Here is a 19158-nt window from a genome sequence, read left to right as displayed (position 1 = left end):
ATGGAGGTTTTTTCATGATTGAGGATGCCTATTTAGACTTAGCACGCTATGTATTAGAACATGGAAATAAGAAAACTGACCGGACGAATACCGGTACGTTAAGTACGTTTGGTTACCAAATGCGCTTTGATTTATCAAAGGGGTTTCCTTTATTGACTACCAAAAAGGTTCCGTTTGGTTTAATCAAGAGCGAATTACTTTGGTTTTTAAAGGGTGATACCAACATCCAATACTTGCTTAAGCATAAGAATCATATTTGGGACGAATGGGCCTTTGAGAAGTATGTGGCCTCTGCTGACTACAAAGGACCAGACATGACGGACTTTTCTCATCGGGCGCAAAATGATCCTGAATTTAACAAAGTTTATCAGGATGAAAAGAAAAAGTTCTGTGAACAAATTGTCAATGATGATACTTTTGCTGAAAAGTACGGCGATCTTGGTTTAATCTATGGAAGTCAGTGGCGTGCTTGGCAAACCTCAAACGGCGAAACTATTGATCAAATTCAAAACGTGATTGATACATTAAAGACTCATCCAGATTCTCGGAGAATGATTGTTTCAGCTTGGAATCCAGAAGATGTTCCATCAATGGCTTTACCTCCTTGCCACACTATGTTCCAATTTTACGTTGCAGATGGAAAATTAAGCTGCCAACTTTACCAACGCTCGGGAGATATTTTCCTTGGAGTGCCATATAACATTGCTAGTTATTCATTACTAACTATGTTGATTGCAAGAGAAGTTGGGTTGGAACCAGGCGAGTTTGTCCACACGTTGGGTGATGCTCATATTTATTCAAATCACATTGATCAGATTAAAGAGCAATTGATGCGTGACCCTCGTCCAGCTCCAAAGCTTTGGTTAAATCCTGAAAAACATAGTATTGATGACTTTGATATGAAAGATATTAAAGTGGAAAATTATGATCCTCATTCAGCAATTAAAGCACCAGTTGCTGTGTAGGGGTGAGCTAATGATATCTTTTATTTGGGCGGAAGCTAACCATGGCGTCATGGGAAATCATGGGACGTTGCCTTGGAAACTTCCTGACGATATGAAGTACTTTAAAGATACGACAATGGGTAACCCAATTGTTTCTGGTTCAAGGACGTTTAGAAGTTACAACCGGCCACTACCTGGTCGGGATAATTATGTGATTTCGACTCATAACGATTTTCCTGAGGGCGTAATTGTGCTATCAAGTATTGATAGCTTTTTAGAGCTCGCTAAAAATAATGGCGATAAGGAATTTTTTGTTACCGGCGGGGCCAACATTTTTAAACAATTACTTGGTAGTGTCGATCGGCTATACCGAACCAAAATTGACCACGATTTTTCTGGTGATACTTACATTCCAGAAATTGATTACACACAATTTGATTTATTATCTGAGACCCAGGGAATTATGGATGAAAAGAACCAATATCCACACAAATTTCAAATCTTTGTTAGAAACAATTAAGTCGTCAGAATGCCGTGTTAAAACGGTGTATCTTTGTTATAATAATTGGTGACTTATTATTTACATTTAAAAAAGGAAACGAGTGGCAAATATGGCAAACGTTAAAATTGTTACAGATTCATCTGCACAATTGAGCGAAGAAGAAATCAATAATTTGGGGATTACTGTGGTGCCTTTGTCAGTTATGATTGACGAAACAGTCTATGTTGATGGGGAAACCATTACTAGAGAAGATTTTGTCAAAAAAATGTTAACTGCGGATAACTTGCCCAAGACAAGCCAACCGCCAGTTGGTAAATTTGTCGATGCTTTCAATCGACTTGGTGAAGATGGCAGTCCAGTTCTCTGTATTTGTATGATGGAAGGGCTTAGCGGTACTGTCAACGCAGCTAAACAAGCTGGTACACTTTCAAGTTCAAATGTAACCGTAATTGATAGTGGCAACATTGACCGTGGCCTTGCTTTCCAAGTTATTAAGGCTGGACAGATGGCTTTAGAAGGAAACTCCATTGACGAAATTCTGTCAGAGCTCGAAAAGGTTAAGGTTCATACAAAGATGTTCATGGGGGTAATGACCCTAGACAATATCGTTAAAGGTGGCCGGTTACATCCATTTGTTGGTGCGGTTACAAACCTATTAAATATTAAGATTATTCTTTCTGTATATAATGGCGATTTAAAAATCAAATCAAAATTACGCGGAATGAAATCAATGAAGAAGTACTGCTTTAATGCACTTGATAAATTGAAGCAAGATGAGAGTCTCAGTTCTGTAGCTATTTCATACGTTAACTCGACTGATTTCATCTCTGAACTTGCTGATCAGGTTAAGCAGTCATTTTCAGATATTCCGTTCTTATATCGCGTAACCTCACCAGTAGTTTCTACCCACGCTGGCGAAGGGGCATTTGCGCTTTATTACTTAGAGAATTACTAAATTGGCTTAGAGACTGATGCAAAACGAGTGTTTTGTACCAGTCTTTGTTTGTTTATGATAAATATTAAAAAAACGATAAAATTTTAAGGACAGTTTATGAAAAAAAGCGTTAAATTAGTAATATCACTCGGCTTATTAGTGTTAATTTGTCTGGGCGGTTGGGTTGGCTTTCGGTGGTGGTCACAATCAAATCGGACCGAAAACATCGATATAACCGCTGTCGGGGATTCGCTGACACAGGGAGTTGGTGATCCCAATAATCGTGGTGGTTATGTGTATATGATTACCAAGAAACTTCAAGATCAGCTGCCCACCTCTAAGGTAACTGCAAGTAATTTTGGGATAGCTGGGGAGACCTCGGTTCAAATTGACTATCGGGTTGATCATAGCCACAAATTGCAGAAAAACATTCAACGTTCGAACGTTATTGTAATGACCTTTGGTGGCAACGACTTAATTCATTTTATTAAACGAAATTTGATGATGGAACAGAAAAGTACACTTGATTTACAGTTAGCCACATTTGAACGGGATTATGCAAAGAATGCGAATAAGTTACTCGCCGACGTTCGAAAGCAGAATCCTGATGCACAGGTATATGTGTTTGGAATTTATAATCCAGTTTACGTTTATTTGCCACAAGTGAAATTTATCAGCCAAGCAATCAACCAGACTAATAAATTAACCAAGTCGACAGTAAAAAATCATAAAAATATGTACTTTGTTCCCATCAGCAACGAATTGTCTGATGGAAAGTATCAAACTCAAGAACAACACAAGAAACTAATACGTGATGCTCAAAAACAGCCTAGTCTTCAGCATGGTCTTTCAGCAAACTCGATTATTGAATTATTTGGTTCAAACAACGATGACAAAAATAATTTAATTTCTAACGATGACCATTTTCATCCAAACAAAAAGGATATCAAGTGATGACACAACAGCTGTACAAAAGCATGAAAACACATTTACCGGTACTAAGGAGTAGCGATGAGAAAAAATAATCAACAAAAACAGCCATATAAAATTGCCTTTTTCAGCTTGCTTGGTGTCATAATTGCCGGTTTTGTAATTATGATAGGATTGATGTTTGCTGGGTCAAGGACTCCAGTATCTTCAACAACTGATAACTCTAGTCGCCAAGCGGTAGATATAACTTTAAACAAAAGTCAGGTAAATGACTTAGCCGACTTTTATTTAGATAAAATCCAAAAGGAGCAGTCAGGCTCAATTAAGTATCGATTCCAGGTTAAAGACGATGGAATTGTGTATGGAAAATTAAAATTACTGGGTGCTGATGTCCCTTATGCATTGTCGTTTACGCCTAAAGTCACAAAGAGCGGAAATGTTGAGTTAGATGCTAATAAATTGTCGATTGGTAGACAACGGTTGCCTTTGCGGTTAGTGTTATTATACGTAAAGAGCAGTTACCACTTACCTCAGTGGGTCTCAATAGATCCTGCTGCCAAAAAAATCAATTTAAATATTACTAGTCTCAATGGCGCCGAAGGAATTAACTTCAAAGCAACAAAGATAGATATGGCTGGTAATGGAAAGTTCAAACTAAAAATTTTGTTACCAAAAGAGTAATTAAGTGAAGGTGTATCTAATATGAGAAGGACGTTTTATCAATTTTTGATGACAAAGCGTAATCCGGGAAGCATTGACCCGGAGGCAGAATTTGCAAACAACGCATTTTACGACCAATCTTTCCCCAAGCAATCAACTGATTTTGAGGAAATTTCAAAGTACCTTGAAGAAAACGCTGGTTACTTACCCAGCATGGATATCTTTGATAAAGTATTTAATGAATACAGAGAATCTTAATGGAGGAACAACATGGGAGTTAATATTCAATGGTTTCCAGGCCATATGGCCAAGGCGATTCGCCAATTCGAAGAAAATGTTTCGTTAGTCGACATCGTTTTTGAAATTCTTGATGCCAGGATTCCACTATCATCAATGAACCCTGAAGTTAAAAGAATTAGTGGTGATAAACCACACCTTTACATCATGACTAAGCGCGATTTAGCTGATGAAAAGCAAACTAGAGAGTGGTTGGAGTACTTTGATTCAATTGGACAACCAGCAATGGCAGTTGACGCAAAGACAAAGTTTGGGACTAACTCAGTTCTTAGTAAAATTAATCCAATCTTGAAGGATAAGCTTGCTCGAGAAGAAGCAAAGGGCATGAAGAGTAGACCAATTAGAGCCGTGAGTGTTGGGGTGCCAAACGTTGGTAAATCAACAGTTCTTAACCGATTAGTAAATCGTCGTGCCGCACAAGTTGGAAATCGTCCTGGAGTTACCAAGGGACAACAATGGTTGAAATCTAGTGAAAAATTAGAGTTATTAGATACTCCAGGAATTTTATGGCCAAAATTTCAAAGCCAAGAGATTGCCAATAAATTGGCTTTGACTGGGGCGATTAAAGAGAGTGTTTATTCATCTGATGACATCGCTCTTTATGCATTGAGCCAGTTTAGAACTTCCCTTCACCAAGGCCTAGCAGAACGTTATCGTTTGAGTGAATCTGACTTTGAGCTTTCGGATGTAGACCTGCTTCTTAAAATAACCAAACAAGTGGGTATGCAAGATGATTACATGCGAGCAAGTGACCGCTTAATTCAGGATGCAAGATCTGGAAAATTAGGTGGATTTACTCTAGATTCTGTTGCGGATTTAGAGGAGTCAGATAATGCAGACTATTAGTGTAATAAAAAGCCTGTTGGCTGATGTTACTGAGCTCGATGATCCACTATTAGAAAGCTTAAGTGGCGATCCTAGAAAAGGTGTTATCCAGGCGTTAACTTCATGTAAGCGCCGCATTAAAAAGGATAATCAGCGAAAAGTAGCCTTTCAGGCACGGTTTAAGTTCGAGCAGAGCCTGTGGCACAAAGGTATCAATTACGTTGCCGGAGTTGATGAAGTTGGCCGAGGTCCATTAGCTGGCCCAGTGGTTGCTGCCGCCGTAACTTTACCGTCTGACTTTGATCTGATTGAAGTGAATGATTCAAAACAATTGAGTGACAAGAAACGCCAGCTTTTAGCTCCACAAATCAAACAAGAGGCGCTCGCATATGGCTTTGGGGTAATCAATAATCAAATTATCGACTCCGTAAATATTTACGAAGCTGCTAGACTTGCGATGAAAGACGCGGTATTATCTTTATCGCCACGCCCAGAGCAGTTAATCGTTGACGCAATGAACGTTCCGGTATCAATTCCCCAGTTGGATATGGTCAAGGCAGATTCCCAGAGCATCAGTGTTTCAGCCGCAAGTATCATTGCAAAAGTTTACCGAGATGAAGTAATGGCAGATTACGCAAAGATATACCCAGAATATGATTTTGATACTAATGCTGGGTATGGAACCAAAAAGCATCTTGAAGCTCTTAAATCGGTTGGGCCTTGTCCAATTCATCGACGGAGTTTTTCACCTGTCGCAGATAATCTATGACCCAAATCCGTATCTATTACTTAAAAGGGTGATTAGATGCGTTTATCTGAGTTCTTATTAATAGTAAAGAAAAGTTCTGGATTGGGGTTAAAGTCTGAATATTTGTTGTATCAGGCGCTGAAAAGTTTTTCTGATTCGGAGATTGAGTGTCTTGATGCAACAGCAATTATCGAAATTTTAAAGATTCCCAAAAGTAGGCAAGCGAGATTTACTTCCAGTTTTAACGAGCAGCGTAGTCTTGAAAAACAGGGTAAGTTAAATTATGATAATTGGTTGTCAATCACTGACGATAGATACCCAAATCAACTAAGGGAAAGTTATTTACCACCAATTGGTTTTTTCTATCAAGGTAACTTAGATTTATTAAAGACGCCAATGCTTGGAGTAGTTGGCAGTCGGACAGCAACTGATTATTCAAGGAACGTTTTAAGCCAAATCGTTCCTGATTTATTGCTACATAATCTGACTATCGTGTCAGGTTTAGCCCGGGGGGTGGATTCTTTAGCTCATCGAATATCACTTGCTAATGGAGGTAAGACGATTGCAGTTATTGGAACTGGAATTGGTCGATATTATCCAAGTGAAAATCGTAAGCTCCAAGAACACATAGGTGAGCACCAATTATTGATCAGTGAGTATCCAGAAAGTATGGGACCAATGCAACATCACTTCCCCGAAAGGAATCGGATTATTGCCGGCTTGTGCCAGGGAGTGTTGGTTACTGAAGCTAAATCTCATTCTGGAAGTTTGATTACAGCTAACCTGGCCCTGCAAAATAACAGAGAAGTATTCGCGATTCCCGGGCCAATTAATGCTCAAATGTCTGTTGGCACCAACGAGTTGATTTTGGCAGGCGCCAAACCAATTTTAGCTGCAGAACACGTTATTGAAGAGTTATTGTGTTGACACTCAGAAATTTGTGCAATATGATATGAAAGATTTGTGATTCCATTTTATGTAAATAACAAATATTCGAAGGGAGAACACATGGCAACAACAACAAAGACAAAAACAAAGTCCAAAGCCAAACGTAAAGCACCTAAAAAGAACTTAGTGATTGTTGAGTCGCCTGCTAAGGCAAAGACAATCGAAAAGTATTTAGGTCGCTCATACAAAGTTGTGGCCAGCAAGGGACACGTTCGTGATTTGCCTAAGAGTAAGATGGGGGTCGATATTGATAATGATTATGATCCTCATTACATCTCGATTCGGGGAAAAGGCGACACTATTAAAGAACTTAAATCTGCTGCCAAAAAGGCAAAGAAAGTTTACCTTGCAGCCGATCCGGATCGTGAAGGAGAGTCAATCGCATGGCACCTTTCCCATGTACTTGATTTAGACCCTGATGATAAGAACCGGGTCGTATTTAACGAAATTACAAAGGACGCCGTTAAGGAGTCATTTAAACATCCACGTGGAATTGATATGAACTTGGTTGATGCACAACAAGCTCGTCGTATTCTTGATCGACTTGTTGGTTACTCAATTTCACCATTATTATGGCAAAAAGTTAAGAAGGGATTGAGTGCTGGTCGAGTACAGTCAATTGCACTATGGCTGATTATTCAACGAGAACACGAAATTCAAGAATTCAAGCCACAAGAATACTGGACAATTGATTCTAAATTTAAAAAAGGAAGATCACAGTTTGCCGCAAACTTTTACGGAGTTAACGGTAAGAAGAAAGAACTGCCAAACAATGAGGCGGTCGAAAAGATTCTTCAACAAATTGATAAAGACCAACCTTTCGACATCATAAAAGTTACTAAGAAAGAAAGAAAACGTCAGCCTCAAGCTCCATTTACAACAAGTACTTTGCAACAAGAGGCCAACCGTAAGCTGAACTTTAGAACTAGAAGAACCATGATGGCAGCTCAGCAATTATATGAAGGAATTAATATTGGTAAGGAAGGCAGCCAGGGTTTAATCACGTACATGCGTACTGACTCAACCAGAATTTCCGCGATTGCTAAACATGAAGCTTCAACCTTTATTCACGAAGAATACGGTGAAGAATATGCTGCCACCAAGCCAATTAAAGGTAAGATGCCTGAAGGAGCACAGGATGCCCATGAAGCTATCAGACCGACCTCAGTATTCAGAACTCCAAAGAGTTTGAAAGAATATTTGAATAACGATCAATTCAAACTATACCAATTAATTTGGTCACGTTTTATGGCTAGTCAAATGACTCCTGCAGTAATGGATACCATGGCAGTAACCATTGAACAAAATAACGTTACCTTTAAAGCCAATGGTTCAAAGATGAAATTTGATGGTTTCTTGAAAGTTTACGGGGACGGCAAGGAAAAGGATAATATTTTACCTGACCTTAGTGAAGGTGACACCGTTAAGCTAGCTAATACCAACCCAGATCAACACTTTACTCAGCCACCTGCTCGTTATAGCGAAGCAACGTTGATTAAGACGTTGGAAGAAAAGGGAGTTGGTAGACCGTCAACATATTCACCAACTTTAGAAACGATTCAAAAACGATACTATGTCAAGCTAGTTGGTCGGCGTTTCGAACCAACTGAGTTGGGAGAAATAGTTAATGATATTATCGTTAAATATTTCCCCGATGTGGTAAACGTTGATTTTACAGCCAACTTAGAGGGCGATTTGGATAAAGTCGAAGATGGAATTGAAGACTGGGTCAAGGTCGTCGATTCATTTTACAAACCATTCTCTGAGGAAGTTGATTCAGCTACCGAAAAAATGGAAAAAATCCAAATTAAGGATGAACCAGCTGGATTTAATTGTGATATTTGTGGTGCCCCAATGGTTATTAAAATGGGACGTTACGGGAAGTTTTATGCTTGTTCACGTTTCCCAGATTGTCGTAATACTAAGCCAATCGTTAAGGAAATCGGTGTGATTTGTCCTAAGTGCCACAAGGGACAAGTTATTGAAAGAAAATCCAAAAAGAATAGAATCTTTTACGGTTGTTCTAGATTCCCTGATTGCGATTTTGTTTCTTGGGATAAGCCAATTGGTCGCGACTGTCCGAAGGATGGCCACTTCTTAGTAGAAAAGAAGGTTAAGGGTGGAGTTCAAGTTGTGTGTCCTAATGGCGACTATGAAGAACCCGCTCAAAAATAGGGAGTGCTACAGAAATCTTTGATTTCGTCTTAGCACCCCCACAAGGATGGGAGCACTACATGAATCTTTGATTCAGTCGTAGTGCCCCGACAAAAGCAACAGATAGTGAATTTCGCGAACAGCGGGATTCACTCCTGATGCTTACTGTCACGCATGCGCTTATTTATGATAGTGGCAGTGTGAATTTATAATAAATGAGTATAGTAACAAAAAGGAGCTACGATGCATTTCATCGTAGCTCCTTTTTATTGCGAAAATTTTGTTACTCAAAAATTACAAATTAACGTCTTGTTTATAATTGATTGGAGAAAAGTCAGTCGACTTTGTAATCAATTTACTAATCAATGAGTTATATCCATCCAAGCCGGCTTTCGCATTTTTAAAGTTGACCTTTGTGACATAGGCTTGTAATTCTTTACCAGACATTTCTTTAATTGCCTTGTCGGCAGTCATTAGGTTCTGGTTAAATTCAATCCGTAGGTTTTGCTGGGTTTCACTTAGGAAACCGCCCAGCTCGAGGTAGTGAGAATCAACTAATACACCAGCTTGTTTGTATACCCAATAAGCTTTGCCGGGTTCATACTCGCCCTTAGTGTCTTGATAGTAGTCGGGTGTATCAGTAGCTCCCGCATAAAATGGAACAAAGACACTCTGAGCTCCGACCCCCATTGATAACCACTGCAAATTGGCTTCAATTGGCATGTCCGGGCGAATTTGCAAGATGTGAGCCTCTTGTGTCTTAGCAACACTAACGGGCCTAAAACGTCTCTTATCTTTGTCTGAGCCTTCGCCAATTGGATCATACTCTGTCCCTTGGTAGTGAGAACTGAGATAATCTTGGACATCGAAGGCACTTAACTTTCGATTAGCACGGTGAAGAAATGGAATGTCAAAATCAGTTGGCAGGTGCTCTTCATTTGGTGAAAACATCTTTACCCCGTACCAAACACGTGGGGTATTGTAATAAGTATCTGATAAATCAGAAGTACCAAAAATTTCTCGAAAGTTAAAGCTAGTTTCCAATGGATCAGGGTTTAAATGATTCTCATTTACAAACTCACGAATCCCGGTTGACCACATGAAGTTATCTGAATCTGAGAAGTCAATATTCTGAATAGCCATCTGATTGGCAATCACTGCGTAGGCGTCATCGGGAATTCTAATCGCAACCCAATTATGGCCACCACCAGTTTCCATATACCAAGCATCATTGCTATCAGCAAACAAAATTCCGTTAGACTCATCCGTACCGTAATGTTCAATGATTTGTCCGAGTCTAGCAACTCCTTCTCTTGCTGTTTTTACGTAAGGTAAGACAACGGTGATCATAGCTTCTTCACCGATCCCGTCTTTAACCAGTGGATCCACGGCCAAGACTCGGTCATTAGTGTAGGTGCTTTCAGTCGCACTCATTGCCACACCGAATTCGTTAAACCCATTTTCTTCGAATAAGCCAAATTTATTAGTCCATTCAGGAGTTGCTGAATATTGTGCTTGGTGAGATTCCAACTGCATGGTAAACCCGTTATCAGTGGACTTAAATGTTTGTTTCTCGTTAAAGTCCTTAGCAGGATGAACAACGTAGTTTTTTGGCCATGATGCTTTACTATCTTCGTTTCTAGCAATCATTATTGAGCCATCAATACTAGCTTTTTTCCCAACAATCATACTGGTACATGCTGAATAGTTTCTAATTGGTTTCATGGTAGCCTCCAATTTTTTAATAATGATATTGTAACATCATTCAATGCTTTACGATGGAAATTTACCATACCTGTTGTTTACCAGAGCTGATTAAAGTATAATTTTTGTAAACTAATTTATTGGAGGACTATCTGATGCCAATCGTAAACATTAACTTAATCGCTGGTAGAAGCCAAGATCAGCTTAAAGGACTTATTGAGGACGTAACTAGTGCAGTTGTAAAAAATACTGGTGCTCCGGCAGAACACGTTCACGTAATCCTCAACGAAATGCAACCCAACCGTTACAGTGTTGGTGGCGTTCTAAAGAGTGACGAAAAGTAAAGGAGATCCGGAAACGGGTCTTTTTTATTTGGTGAGCTAATGGTGTAACCGCTTCAGGTATTGTATAATAAACTAGATGTAATTCGAGTAAATAAATGATTGAAACGGAGAAAAAGTATGAGTGACGAACAATACATAATGGCTGTGGACGAGGGGACCACTAGCACTCGGGCGATTATTTTCAATAATGCTGGTGAAATTGTGGCTAAGTCTCAAAGAGAGTTTCACCAATACTTTCCAAAATCTGGTTGGGTTGAACACGACGCCAACGAAATTTGGAATGCTGTTCAATCAGTGATTTCGGAATCTTTGATTGGTGGGGACATTCCACCTTACAAAGTTCGGGGGATTGGGGTCACAAATCAACGTGAAACCACAATTATCTGGGACAAGAATACAGGCGAGCCCGTGTATCACGCGATTGTTTGGCAATCTAAACAAACTGCGGGGATTGCGGATAAGCTTAAATCCGATGGGCTTAGTGATATGATTCATGAAAAAACCGGATTGGTGATAGATTCTTATTTTTCTGCAACTAAGATCATGTGGATTTTGGACAATGTTCCAGGAGTTCGGGAACGAGCAGAAAGGGGCGACTTGCTCTTTGGAACCATCGATACTTGGATTCTCTGGAAACTAACTGGCGGCAAAGTTCACGCAACGGATTACACCAATGCTAGCCGGACGATGCTATTTAATATCCATGATTTGACCTGGGATCAAGATATTCTGAAAGATTTAAATATTCCTGAATCATTGCTTCCTGAAGTAAGGCAATCATCAGAAGTCTATGGCTATACTGCAGGTTATACTTTTTCTGGCGTTCAGGTTCCAGTTGCTGGAATTGCCGGCGATCAACAGGCTGCTTTGTTTGGTCAAATGGCTCTCGAAAGAGGAATGGTTAAGAATACGTACGGAACTGGTGCATTTATCGTGATGAACACCGGCGAAGAACCAACTCTTTCTAACAATGGCCTGTTGACCACGATTGCTTATGGAATTAATGGTAAGGTGAATTACGCCCTTGAAGGAAGTATCTTTGTTGCGGGCTCTGCTATTCAGTGGTTACGTGATGGAATGCAAATGGTTAAGGAATCTCCAGAATCCGAGCAATTGGCACTTGAAGCTGAGTCCTCAGAAGGCGTCTACGTTGTTCCAGCCTTTACAGGGTTAGGAGCACCTTTCTGGGATCAAGACGCCAGAGGAGCTGTTTTAGGACTAACTAGAGGGACAAATAAAGCTCAGTTTGTAAGGGCTACCTTAGATTCATTAGCATACCAAACTCGTGACGTTGTTGACACAATGTCAAAAGAAACTGGAATTGACATTAAGGCACTCGCAGTTGATGGTGGTGCTGCTAACAATAATTATCTGATGCAATTTCAGGCTGACATTTTAAATACTCCAATTAAGCGGGCATCAATTTCTGAAACTACCGCTTTAGGAGCTGCCTACCTTGCGGGATTGGCGGTTGGTTTTTGGAATAACGTTGAAGAAATCAAGCAAACGGTCAAAACTGGTGATGAATTTGAACCGAAGATGGCTGAGGATGAGAAGGAAAGACTTTATTCTGGTTGGAGAAAAGCTGTTGAAGCAACCAGATTGTTTCACCCAGAATCAGAATAAAAAATAACAAAAAAAGGCTGGCTAAGGATAAATATCCTTTAGCCAGTCCTTTATTTTATAATTAAATTCTACAAGCCAACCGCAATGTCCATATGATCTTTAAGGTACCTTGCAACTCCGTCTTCGTCATTAGTGAAGTCCGTTACGTCAGTTGCGATCTGTTTAATGCTTGGAATTGCATTCTTCATGGCAATTCCATGACCAGCATAACTAATCATGGATTGGTCATTAGCTTCATCACCGAAAGCATAAATATCATCTTGACGAATTCCGTAGTAATCAGATAATACCTTCAGCCCAGTAGCTTTCTGAATTCCTTTTGTTGTCACTTCAACAACTGCGTGCGGGCCTCCCCACGGTGCAACGTCAACCACATCACCAAAATTAGCTCTAGTGTATGCCATAAAACTTTCCTTGGCTTCCGGTTGAAGTTCAACCGTGATGCTAATTGGATTATCCTTTAAGCTCTGTTGATTAAGAACTTCATTTGATTTGATTACCGTTGGGAAGAAGCCAAAACTATTTCTTGCACCATGGTTGGCCAAAAACATGTTTCTACCTTCAACCGCTAACAAGTTAATTCCAAGCTGCTTGCTTTTTTCTAGTAAATCCATTACGATATCTTTTTCAATTGTGTACTGGTATTCAAGTTCCCAGTGGTTATGTGGTAAAATACCTAGGTTACCATTGAAGTTGATCATTGGCGTATTTAGTCCAAGATCATCATAAAAGTTTTCAGAAATTCGGTTAGGGCGGCCAGTTACAATACTGACAACATAACCTTGTTGTTGAGCAGCCGCGATTGCCTGCTTAGTTTTAAAAGAAATTGCTGGCTTGTCGTTTAAAGTCGTCCCGTCTAAGTCAAGGGCGATTAATTTTTTTGCGATAAGTATCACTCCTTAGTCCATATGGCGTTTATAGTAACGTAAATATCGATTGGGGTCAATTAGACTGAACAATATATAATTTGCTTGAAGGAGCATCATAACGTGGAACTACCAACGGATTTTAAACAAAAATACACAGATTTATTAGGCGAAACGGAAGCAAAAGAATTTTTTGCTGGTTTCGAAAAAGAACCTAACCATGGTTATCGAGTCAACCCCTTAAAAAGGGGGTATACTGCAAAGTTACCAATTGGCACAAAAGCGGACCATTGTGAATTTGGCTATTTCGGTAAAGTAGACGGCAAATCATTAACCCACCAAAGTGGCTTAGTCTATAGCCAAGAACCAAGTGCAATGTATGTTGGTGAAGTTGCGCATCCGAAGCCAGGGGAACGAGTTTTGGACCTTTGTGCGGCTCCTGGTGGTAAAACTACTCATCTAGGCAGTTTTATGGAGAATCAGGGCCTTCTGGTTGCCAACGAAATTGATAGTAAACGAGCTGGAGTATTGGCTGAAAACATCGAGCGTTTTTCCATCCGAAATGCGGTGATCACGAATACCAATCCAGAAAAAATTGCCAGTGCCTTCCCAGAATATTTTGATAAAGTTCTAGTGGATGCCCCTTGCTCTGGTGAAGGAATGTTTAGAAAAGACCCAGCAGCTATGGATTACTGGAGTCTTGATTATCCAGGCCAGTGTGCGACCCGCCAACGCGAAATTTTGACGGAGGCTGTTAAGACAATCAAACCTGGTGGTGAACTAATTTATTCAACCTGTACTTTTGCTCCAGAAGAAGATGAACAAATAATTTCATGGCTGGTTGAAAACTATGACTTTACGATTAAACCAATTAAGAAATTTGCCGGTATGGATGATGGTCGTCCGGAGTGGGGCAATGGTAATTCTGATTTAAGTAATTGTGTCCGTTTATTTCCGTTTCACTTCAACGGTGAAGGCCACTTTATCGCGAAATTGGTGAAAGGCAACGGCAAAGTGTCATCAAAGATCAAGCCTTTCTGGAAAAATAAAAATCTTCAGCGTCCAAATAAAGACCAGACGGACTATTTTAAAAAGTTTTTACAAGAAAACCAAATCGATGCTGACTTCAAAGACTTAGTTGTTTACAAAGATTCCTTGTTTTCAAGTAACTATGATTTACCTGATCTCAGTAAGGTGAAAATTGTTAAAATCGGCTTTCCTCTTGGCGAGTTTAAGAAGGGGAGATTTGAACCTAGTTTTGCTTTGGGATTGGCATTAACTGAGAATGAGAACAAGCATCAGTTGAATATTGATGATGATCAGTGGCGTAAATATGTTCATGGTGATACGTTTACAATTACTGAATCTAACCCCAAGGGTTGGTACCAATTAGTCTGTGAAGGCTTACCAGTTGGATTTGGTAAGTTAGTGGGGACAACGGTGAAGAATTTCTTCCCCAAGGGACTTAGATATCAAGCTTAAATAAAAAGCGTCTCAGACTTTCGTTATGAAAGCCACTGAGACGTTTTTTAAAATAATCCGCTACCGCGTTGTTTTTTATATGCTGTTAATTGTGGACTAAGGATTTGGTCTACCTTAGTTAAGTCAGAGATTTTTTGAGAATTGGTTAAAACCATGATGGTCTTTAGTCCGTATATCCAATCGTTAACGTGTTCCACAACGGTTTCATCTTCCGGATACGTTAACAGTTGATGAAGAAATTCGCCAGACATTCCAACCAGTTTGGCACCAAGTGAGAAACATTTTGCCATATCTAATGGATTTTTAACGCCACCAGATGCAATGACGTCGATATCCAAATTAATGGGTGAGGCTTCAAGTAGGGATTCAGGAGTTGTCAGTCCCCAATCCGCCATATAAGGCATGGTCTTGTCGGAACGGCGGAAATTTTCAATCTTTGCAAAATTGGTTCCACCCATACCACTAACGTCAACAATTTTTACGCCTAGTTGCGTTAATTCAGTAATAGTTTGTTGGCTCATTCCAAAGCCGACTTCCTTGACGATTACCGGAACCGAAACTTCATCAATAATATTTTTGATGTTGTCAATAAAGTTAAATTCACGATCTCCTTCAGGCATCACCAGCTCCTGTGCCGCATTAATGTGAACTTGCAGTGCATCAGCATTAATCATTTCCACCGCTTTGTTTGCCACGTCAGCTCCGTGGTTAGCTCCAATGTTAGCAATAACGATTCCATCTGGGTTGTTCTCCCGAACGACGGAGAAGCTTGCCTCCTGAGTTGGGTCACTTATCGCAATACTTTGAGAACCAACTGCCATTGCCAGGCCAGTGTTTGCTGCAATTTTTGCAAGCCTTTGGTTTATTTTCGCTGACTGTTCGCTACCACCAGTGATTGCGTTGATAAAAAATGGCACTTTGAACTTAAGATCAGAAATTTCAGTACTAATATCAACATCGTCTACATTAAAATGCGGAAGTGATGTTGGCACTAAGCGTATGTCATTAAAATCTGAGTGATTATCTTCATAAAAGTGTTCAGCTAATGAAATATGTTCATCCTTACGGTGTGATTGTTTAGAAACCACGATAATTGCCTCCTAAGATTTGACGTCAACAACTTCATGAACTTTAAGTGGTAGTGGGGTGATATCTTCTGATTGCCAGTCCTTAATTAGCGCATTCGAGTCAACATTGTCATCGATAATTACAATCCCACAGTCACCACCACCTGCACCTGAAGATTTTGCAGCAGCACCGTGGTTGACTGCGATGTCGCACATTCTCTTTAACATTGGAGTTTCAATTTGAACTTGAGTAAATTCTGATAGAGCATTTAAAATATGGCGATTTTCTAAAATCCCAGATTCAATTTGTTCAATGATACCATTGTTAAACCCGATAAGAAGAGATTCGATACATTGTTTGCTTGCAGAGAGAAATTTGAGATACGCCTCACGGTTACTGCTTTTTTTAATCGTCACTTTGTCGACTAAATGCGAAGTAGAAGCAGGTGAACCGGTCCAACCGATAATCAACTTTAATTCTTTTGGTGGAGTTAATTGGGTGATTTTTAAATCAGGCCAAGGTTGGTTGATAATATCTAGCAATCCGGCCGTGTTTCTCATGGACATCAACCACTCACGGTCAAAGGACCGATATTCAATCCAGCCGCCGTACACGCTTGCTGCAATGTCTCCAAGGGATCCGTTACCCTGGACATCTAGATGAGCAATCGCTGCCAGCTTGAAAAGTTTGGCCTTAGTAAGGGGAAGATTGTAGAACTGACAAAGGGCTTTAATGGTTGCCACAGTCACTGCAGCCGAAGATCCTAGACCGTATTTGCGTCCGTTGGGACTGTCTAGCTGACTGTTGACGAATAAATCATATACTTTCATTGGTTTTCCAAGTGATTGTGCATATTCTTCTGTAATCGAAATCGCTGAAATGATGTAGCTAAATGTATTATCCCGATTATCGATCACCATTTGATCACCGTTTCTACGCCAACGAACGGCTCCATCCTGATATTGATGGGAGACGATTTTACCAAATCCCTCGCTTTGTTCGATTTGCACAGTGACAAATTGATCTAAGGCTACAATGATTGAAGGATAACCAGGTTCAACCACTGCGTATTCACCTGCGATATAAAGTTTTCCAGGGGCCTTTGCTGTAATCAAGCCATCATGTCCTTTCAATTATCTAATAATTCAATTTCTGGGCCAGGCTTAGCTTCAGAAATTTTCGTAGCTCCAAATTGTTCTGATAGAGCTGTTTTTACTGCTTCCAGATTGTTAGACTGTACGAGAACTTTGACGTTAGGTCCCGCATCAATCGTGTAATAACACTCGACTCCGTGACTCCTTAAATCCTGAACCAGTTTGATTACTTTCAGTGTTCCGGGTTCAAAATATGTAAACGGTGGAAGGGAGCTAAGCGTTAATGAATGCATCCTCATGGCATTTGCTTCGGCAATTTGACCCAAAAGTGAGAAGTCATCGGTTTTTAAAGCGTGCTTAATGTTGATTAAGTCTTCAGCAACTACTTTTTGCCAATCAGCGTAGTAAGGTGAGGTGCTAGCTGAGCGTTTCATGCCTTCACCACTTGATACTTGCTTTTTCTTAGAGCTAATGTTAACTGCTAACACAAAAATGTCGGTTAGCACAACATCTTCCAATGGATACGCATAGGAGGATTCATCATCTGTTCCGGGCAGCCACTCAACAAACCCGCCAAAGACGGATCTACTAGCAGAGCCTGATCCAAGTCTAGCTAATCTCGATAAGTCTTTAGAACTAAGCTGAAGCCCAGCTGCAGATGCACTGGCGGCAGCCATTGCTGCGAATGCGGATGCAGAGGAAGCAAATCCTGCAGAAGTTGGCACAAAGTTTGCTGATTCAACTTTTGCAAAAGATTCTATTCCAGACAACTGTCTTACGCGATTCAAAACTTTCTTCGCTTTATTCACGTTGTCTTGGGGAATTCCATCCACAACCAACTTATCTGCTGATAACTCTTCGTTAAACGTTACCTTTGTTTCGGTGTAAAACTTATCTAACGTGAGAGATAAGCTCCCAGTGTACGGGAGGGTTAGCTCAGAGTCAATTTTTCCCCAATACTTTACCAGCGCAATATTAGTATGAGCAATTGCAGTCCCTTGGTTATTAGCCGATGTAGTCATCTTCTACCTCCGTCTTATAGCCATAATTTTTAAATGATTGAATCCAAGTTGAAGTGGCCCCTGCATTTCTTAACGTAGTGGCAAGTTTCTGAGCTTTTTGACTTGAATCAACTAGGGCAATCATACAACCACCCATACCACTTCCTGTCAATTTGGCTCCATAAGCACCACTGTTAATTGCTAATTTGACAAAGCGGTCAAGGGTGGGTGTACTCACACCTAATTTACAAAGAATTTGGTGGCTCTCAGTCATCAGTTTACCAATTAATCCTGAGTTAGCTGCTCGCAAACCTTCACGTGCTTGGATTGCAATCTGACCAAGTTGTTTTATCAGTGGATTTACCGCATCTGGATTGGTAATTTTGTTTTCAGCAATCAATCCGACCGCTGCAGATGTTTTTCCTTTAATTCCACTATCAGCGACCACTAAAAAGTCGCTAGATAAATTAAAGTCAATTTGTTCGTTTTGCTGGTTCTTCACAAACCAGACTGGATTATCTGAACTAACGGTGGCCGTATCAATTCCGCTAGGATTACCATGAGTTACCAGTTCCTCAATGTTAGCAATTTTCAAAAGTTCGGCTCGTGAAAGGGGAACTTCAAAGAAATCGTATAGCGCACGGGTAATTGCAACAGCAGTAGCTGCAGAAGACCCCATACCACGCTCAGATGGAATTTTACTAGTAATTTTTAAGGTAAAGGTAACCGCTGGATCACCAACATTAGTCACAATCCAATTAATTAATTTTTTTACTCCTAGCAGGTTACCGTTAAGTCGATCAATTGGTCCGTCGTAGTAACGACTTTCTATCCATTGACCAGTATCTCTGGGAGTGACTGTTACGTTAACGTCAACTGAATATAGTGGCAAAGCTATTGCTGGTTGTTTATAAACAACGCTGTGCTCACCGAATAAAATAATCTTCGCAAAACTTTTTGCAGATGTAGTTTTTTTCACAATAATCGCTCGCTTTCAAACAGTCCAATTTTATCATAAATCAAACCGCTTT

19 protein-coding genes are annotated in these 19158 nt (G+C 40.1%); 13 read left to right on the top strand and 6 right to left on the bottom strand.

From position 1 onward, the window contains the following. The first annotated feature begins 14 nt into the window (after positions 1-14). From PL11_RS09250 to topA, 10 genes are all read left to right on the top strand, one after another. Positions 15-965, top strand: a complete 951-nt coding sequence (locus PL11_RS09250) for a thymidylate synthase (RefSeq protein WP_035167124.1) — start codon at positions 15-17, stop codon at positions 963-965. 10 nt (positions 966-975) lie between these two features. Then, positions 976-1464, top strand: a complete 489-nt coding sequence (locus tag PL11_RS09245) for a dihydrofolate reductase (RefSeq protein WP_035167125.1) — start codon at positions 976-978, stop codon at positions 1462-1464. A gap of 91 nt (positions 1465-1555) precedes the next feature. Further along, positions 1556-2401 carry a DegV family protein gene (locus tag PL11_RS09240; RefSeq protein WP_035167126.1) on the top strand — a complete coding sequence of 282 codons (846 nt, stop codon included), beginning with the start codon at positions 1556-1558 and terminating at the stop codon, positions 2399-2401. Positions 2402-2497: 96 nt separating this feature from the next. Beyond that, positions 2498-3334, top strand: coding sequence for a DUF459 domain-containing protein (locus PL11_RS09235; protein ID WP_052127784.1), 837 nt, complete (start codon positions 2498-2500; stop codon positions 3332-3334). Between the two features lie 57 nt (positions 3335-3391). After that, entirely contained in the window at positions 3392-3991 is a 600-nt protein-coding gene (locus PL11_RS09230; protein WP_035167127.1) for a YpmS family protein, read from the top strand. A gap of 21 nt (positions 3992-4012) precedes the next feature. Next, positions 4013-4228, top strand: coding sequence for a YozE family protein (locus tag PL11_RS09225; protein ID WP_035167128.1), 216 nt, complete (start codon positions 4013-4015; stop codon positions 4226-4228). 12 nt (positions 4229-4240) lie between these two features. After that, positions 4241-5113: a ribosome biogenesis GTPase YlqF gene (gene ylqF, locus PL11_RS09220; RefSeq protein ID WP_035167129.1), complete on the top strand. Its 873-nt coding sequence runs from the start codon at positions 4241-4243 to the stop codon at positions 5111-5113. Next, positions 5100-5861 (top strand): ribonuclease HII, encoded by a 762-nt coding sequence (locus tag PL11_RS09215; RefSeq protein WP_035167130.1) that lies wholly within the window; start codon positions 5100-5102, stop codon positions 5859-5861. Before ylqF ends, PL11_RS09215 begins: the two co-directional genes overlap by 14 nt. Before the next feature lie 36 nt (positions 5862-5897). Next, positions 5898-6767, top strand: coding sequence for a DNA-processing protein DprA (gene dprA, locus PL11_RS09210; RefSeq protein ID WP_035167131.1), 870 nt, complete (start codon positions 5898-5900; stop codon positions 6765-6767). Between the two features lie 81 nt (positions 6768-6848). Beyond that, complete coding sequence (gene topA, locus PL11_RS09205) at positions 6849-8963, top strand: type I DNA topoisomerase (RefSeq protein WP_035167132.1); 2115 nt, start codon at positions 6849-6851, stop codon at positions 8961-8963. 273 nt (positions 8964-9236) lie between these two features. Here the strand turns inward: topA and PL11_RS09200 are convergent, their stop codons facing one another. Further along, positions 9237-10667, bottom strand: coding sequence for a C69 family dipeptidase (locus tag PL11_RS09200; RefSeq protein WP_035167133.1), 1431 nt, complete (start codon positions 10665-10667; stop codon positions 9237-9239). 134 nt (positions 10668-10801) lie between these two features. Here PL11_RS09200 and PL11_RS09195 point away from each other — a divergent pair, with 134 nt between their 5' ends. Together PL11_RS09195 and glpK are read left to right on the top strand one after the other, a co-directional pair. Further along, on the top strand, positions 10802-10990 hold the full coding sequence (locus tag PL11_RS09195; protein ID WP_035167134.1) for a 2-hydroxymuconate tautomerase: 189 nt from the start codon (positions 10802-10804) through the stop codon (positions 10988-10990). A gap of 117 nt (positions 10991-11107) precedes the next feature. Beyond that, a complete protein-coding gene (gene glpK / locus PL11_RS09190; protein WP_035167135.1) occupies positions 11108-12616 on the top strand; it encodes a glycerol kinase GlpK in 1509 nt (502 codons plus the stop codon). A 68-nt stretch (positions 12617-12684) separates the two neighbouring features. Here glpK and PL11_RS09185 read toward each other — a convergent pair whose 3' ends face one another. Further along, entirely contained in the window at positions 12685-13512 is an 828-nt protein-coding gene (locus tag PL11_RS09185; protein WP_035167136.1) for a Cof-type HAD-IIB family hydrolase, read from the bottom strand. A 93-nt stretch (positions 13513-13605) separates the two neighbouring features. On the opposite strand from PL11_RS09185, the gene PL11_RS09180 reads away from it, so the two are divergent. Continuing rightward, on the top strand, positions 13606-14964 hold the full coding sequence (locus PL11_RS09180) for an RsmF rRNA methyltransferase first C-terminal domain-containing protein (RefSeq protein WP_035167137.1): 1359 nt from the start codon (positions 13606-13608) through the stop codon (positions 14962-14964). A gap of 47 nt (positions 14965-15011) precedes the next feature. Here PL11_RS09180 and fni read toward each other — a convergent pair whose 3' ends face one another. The 4 genes from fni to mvk are packed head-to-tail and all read right to left on the bottom strand — an operon-like array spanning position 15012 to position 19106. Next, a complete protein-coding gene (gene fni, locus PL11_RS09175) occupies positions 15012-16052 on the bottom strand; it encodes a type 2 isopentenyl-diphosphate Delta-isomerase (protein WP_035167139.1) in 1041 nt (346 codons plus the stop codon). 12 nt (positions 16053-16064) lie between these two features. After that, a complete protein-coding gene (locus PL11_RS09170) occupies positions 16065-17147 on the bottom strand; it encodes a phosphomevalonate kinase (RefSeq protein WP_035167141.1) in 1083 nt (360 codons plus the stop codon). A 14-nt stretch (positions 17148-17161) separates the two neighbouring features. After that, on the bottom strand, positions 17162-18148 hold the full coding sequence (mvaD, locus tag PL11_RS09165) for a diphosphomevalonate decarboxylase (protein ID WP_035167143.1): 987 nt from the start codon (positions 18146-18148) through the stop codon (positions 17162-17164). Further along, complete coding sequence (mvk, locus tag PL11_RS09160) at positions 18132-19106, bottom strand: mevalonate kinase (RefSeq protein WP_035167144.1); 975 nt, start codon at positions 19104-19106, stop codon at positions 18132-18134. The genes mvaD and mvk overlap by 17 nt, the downstream gene beginning before the upstream one ends. Positions 19107-19158 lie beyond the last annotated feature (52 nt).

Origin of the sequence: Lentilactobacillus curieae (genome assembly GCF_000785105.2) — a bacterium.
GTDB lineage: Bacteria > Bacillota > Bacilli > Lactobacillales > Lactobacillaceae > Lentilactobacillus > Lentilactobacillus curieae.
This window is presented reverse-complemented; position numbering and strand designations above follow the sequence as displayed.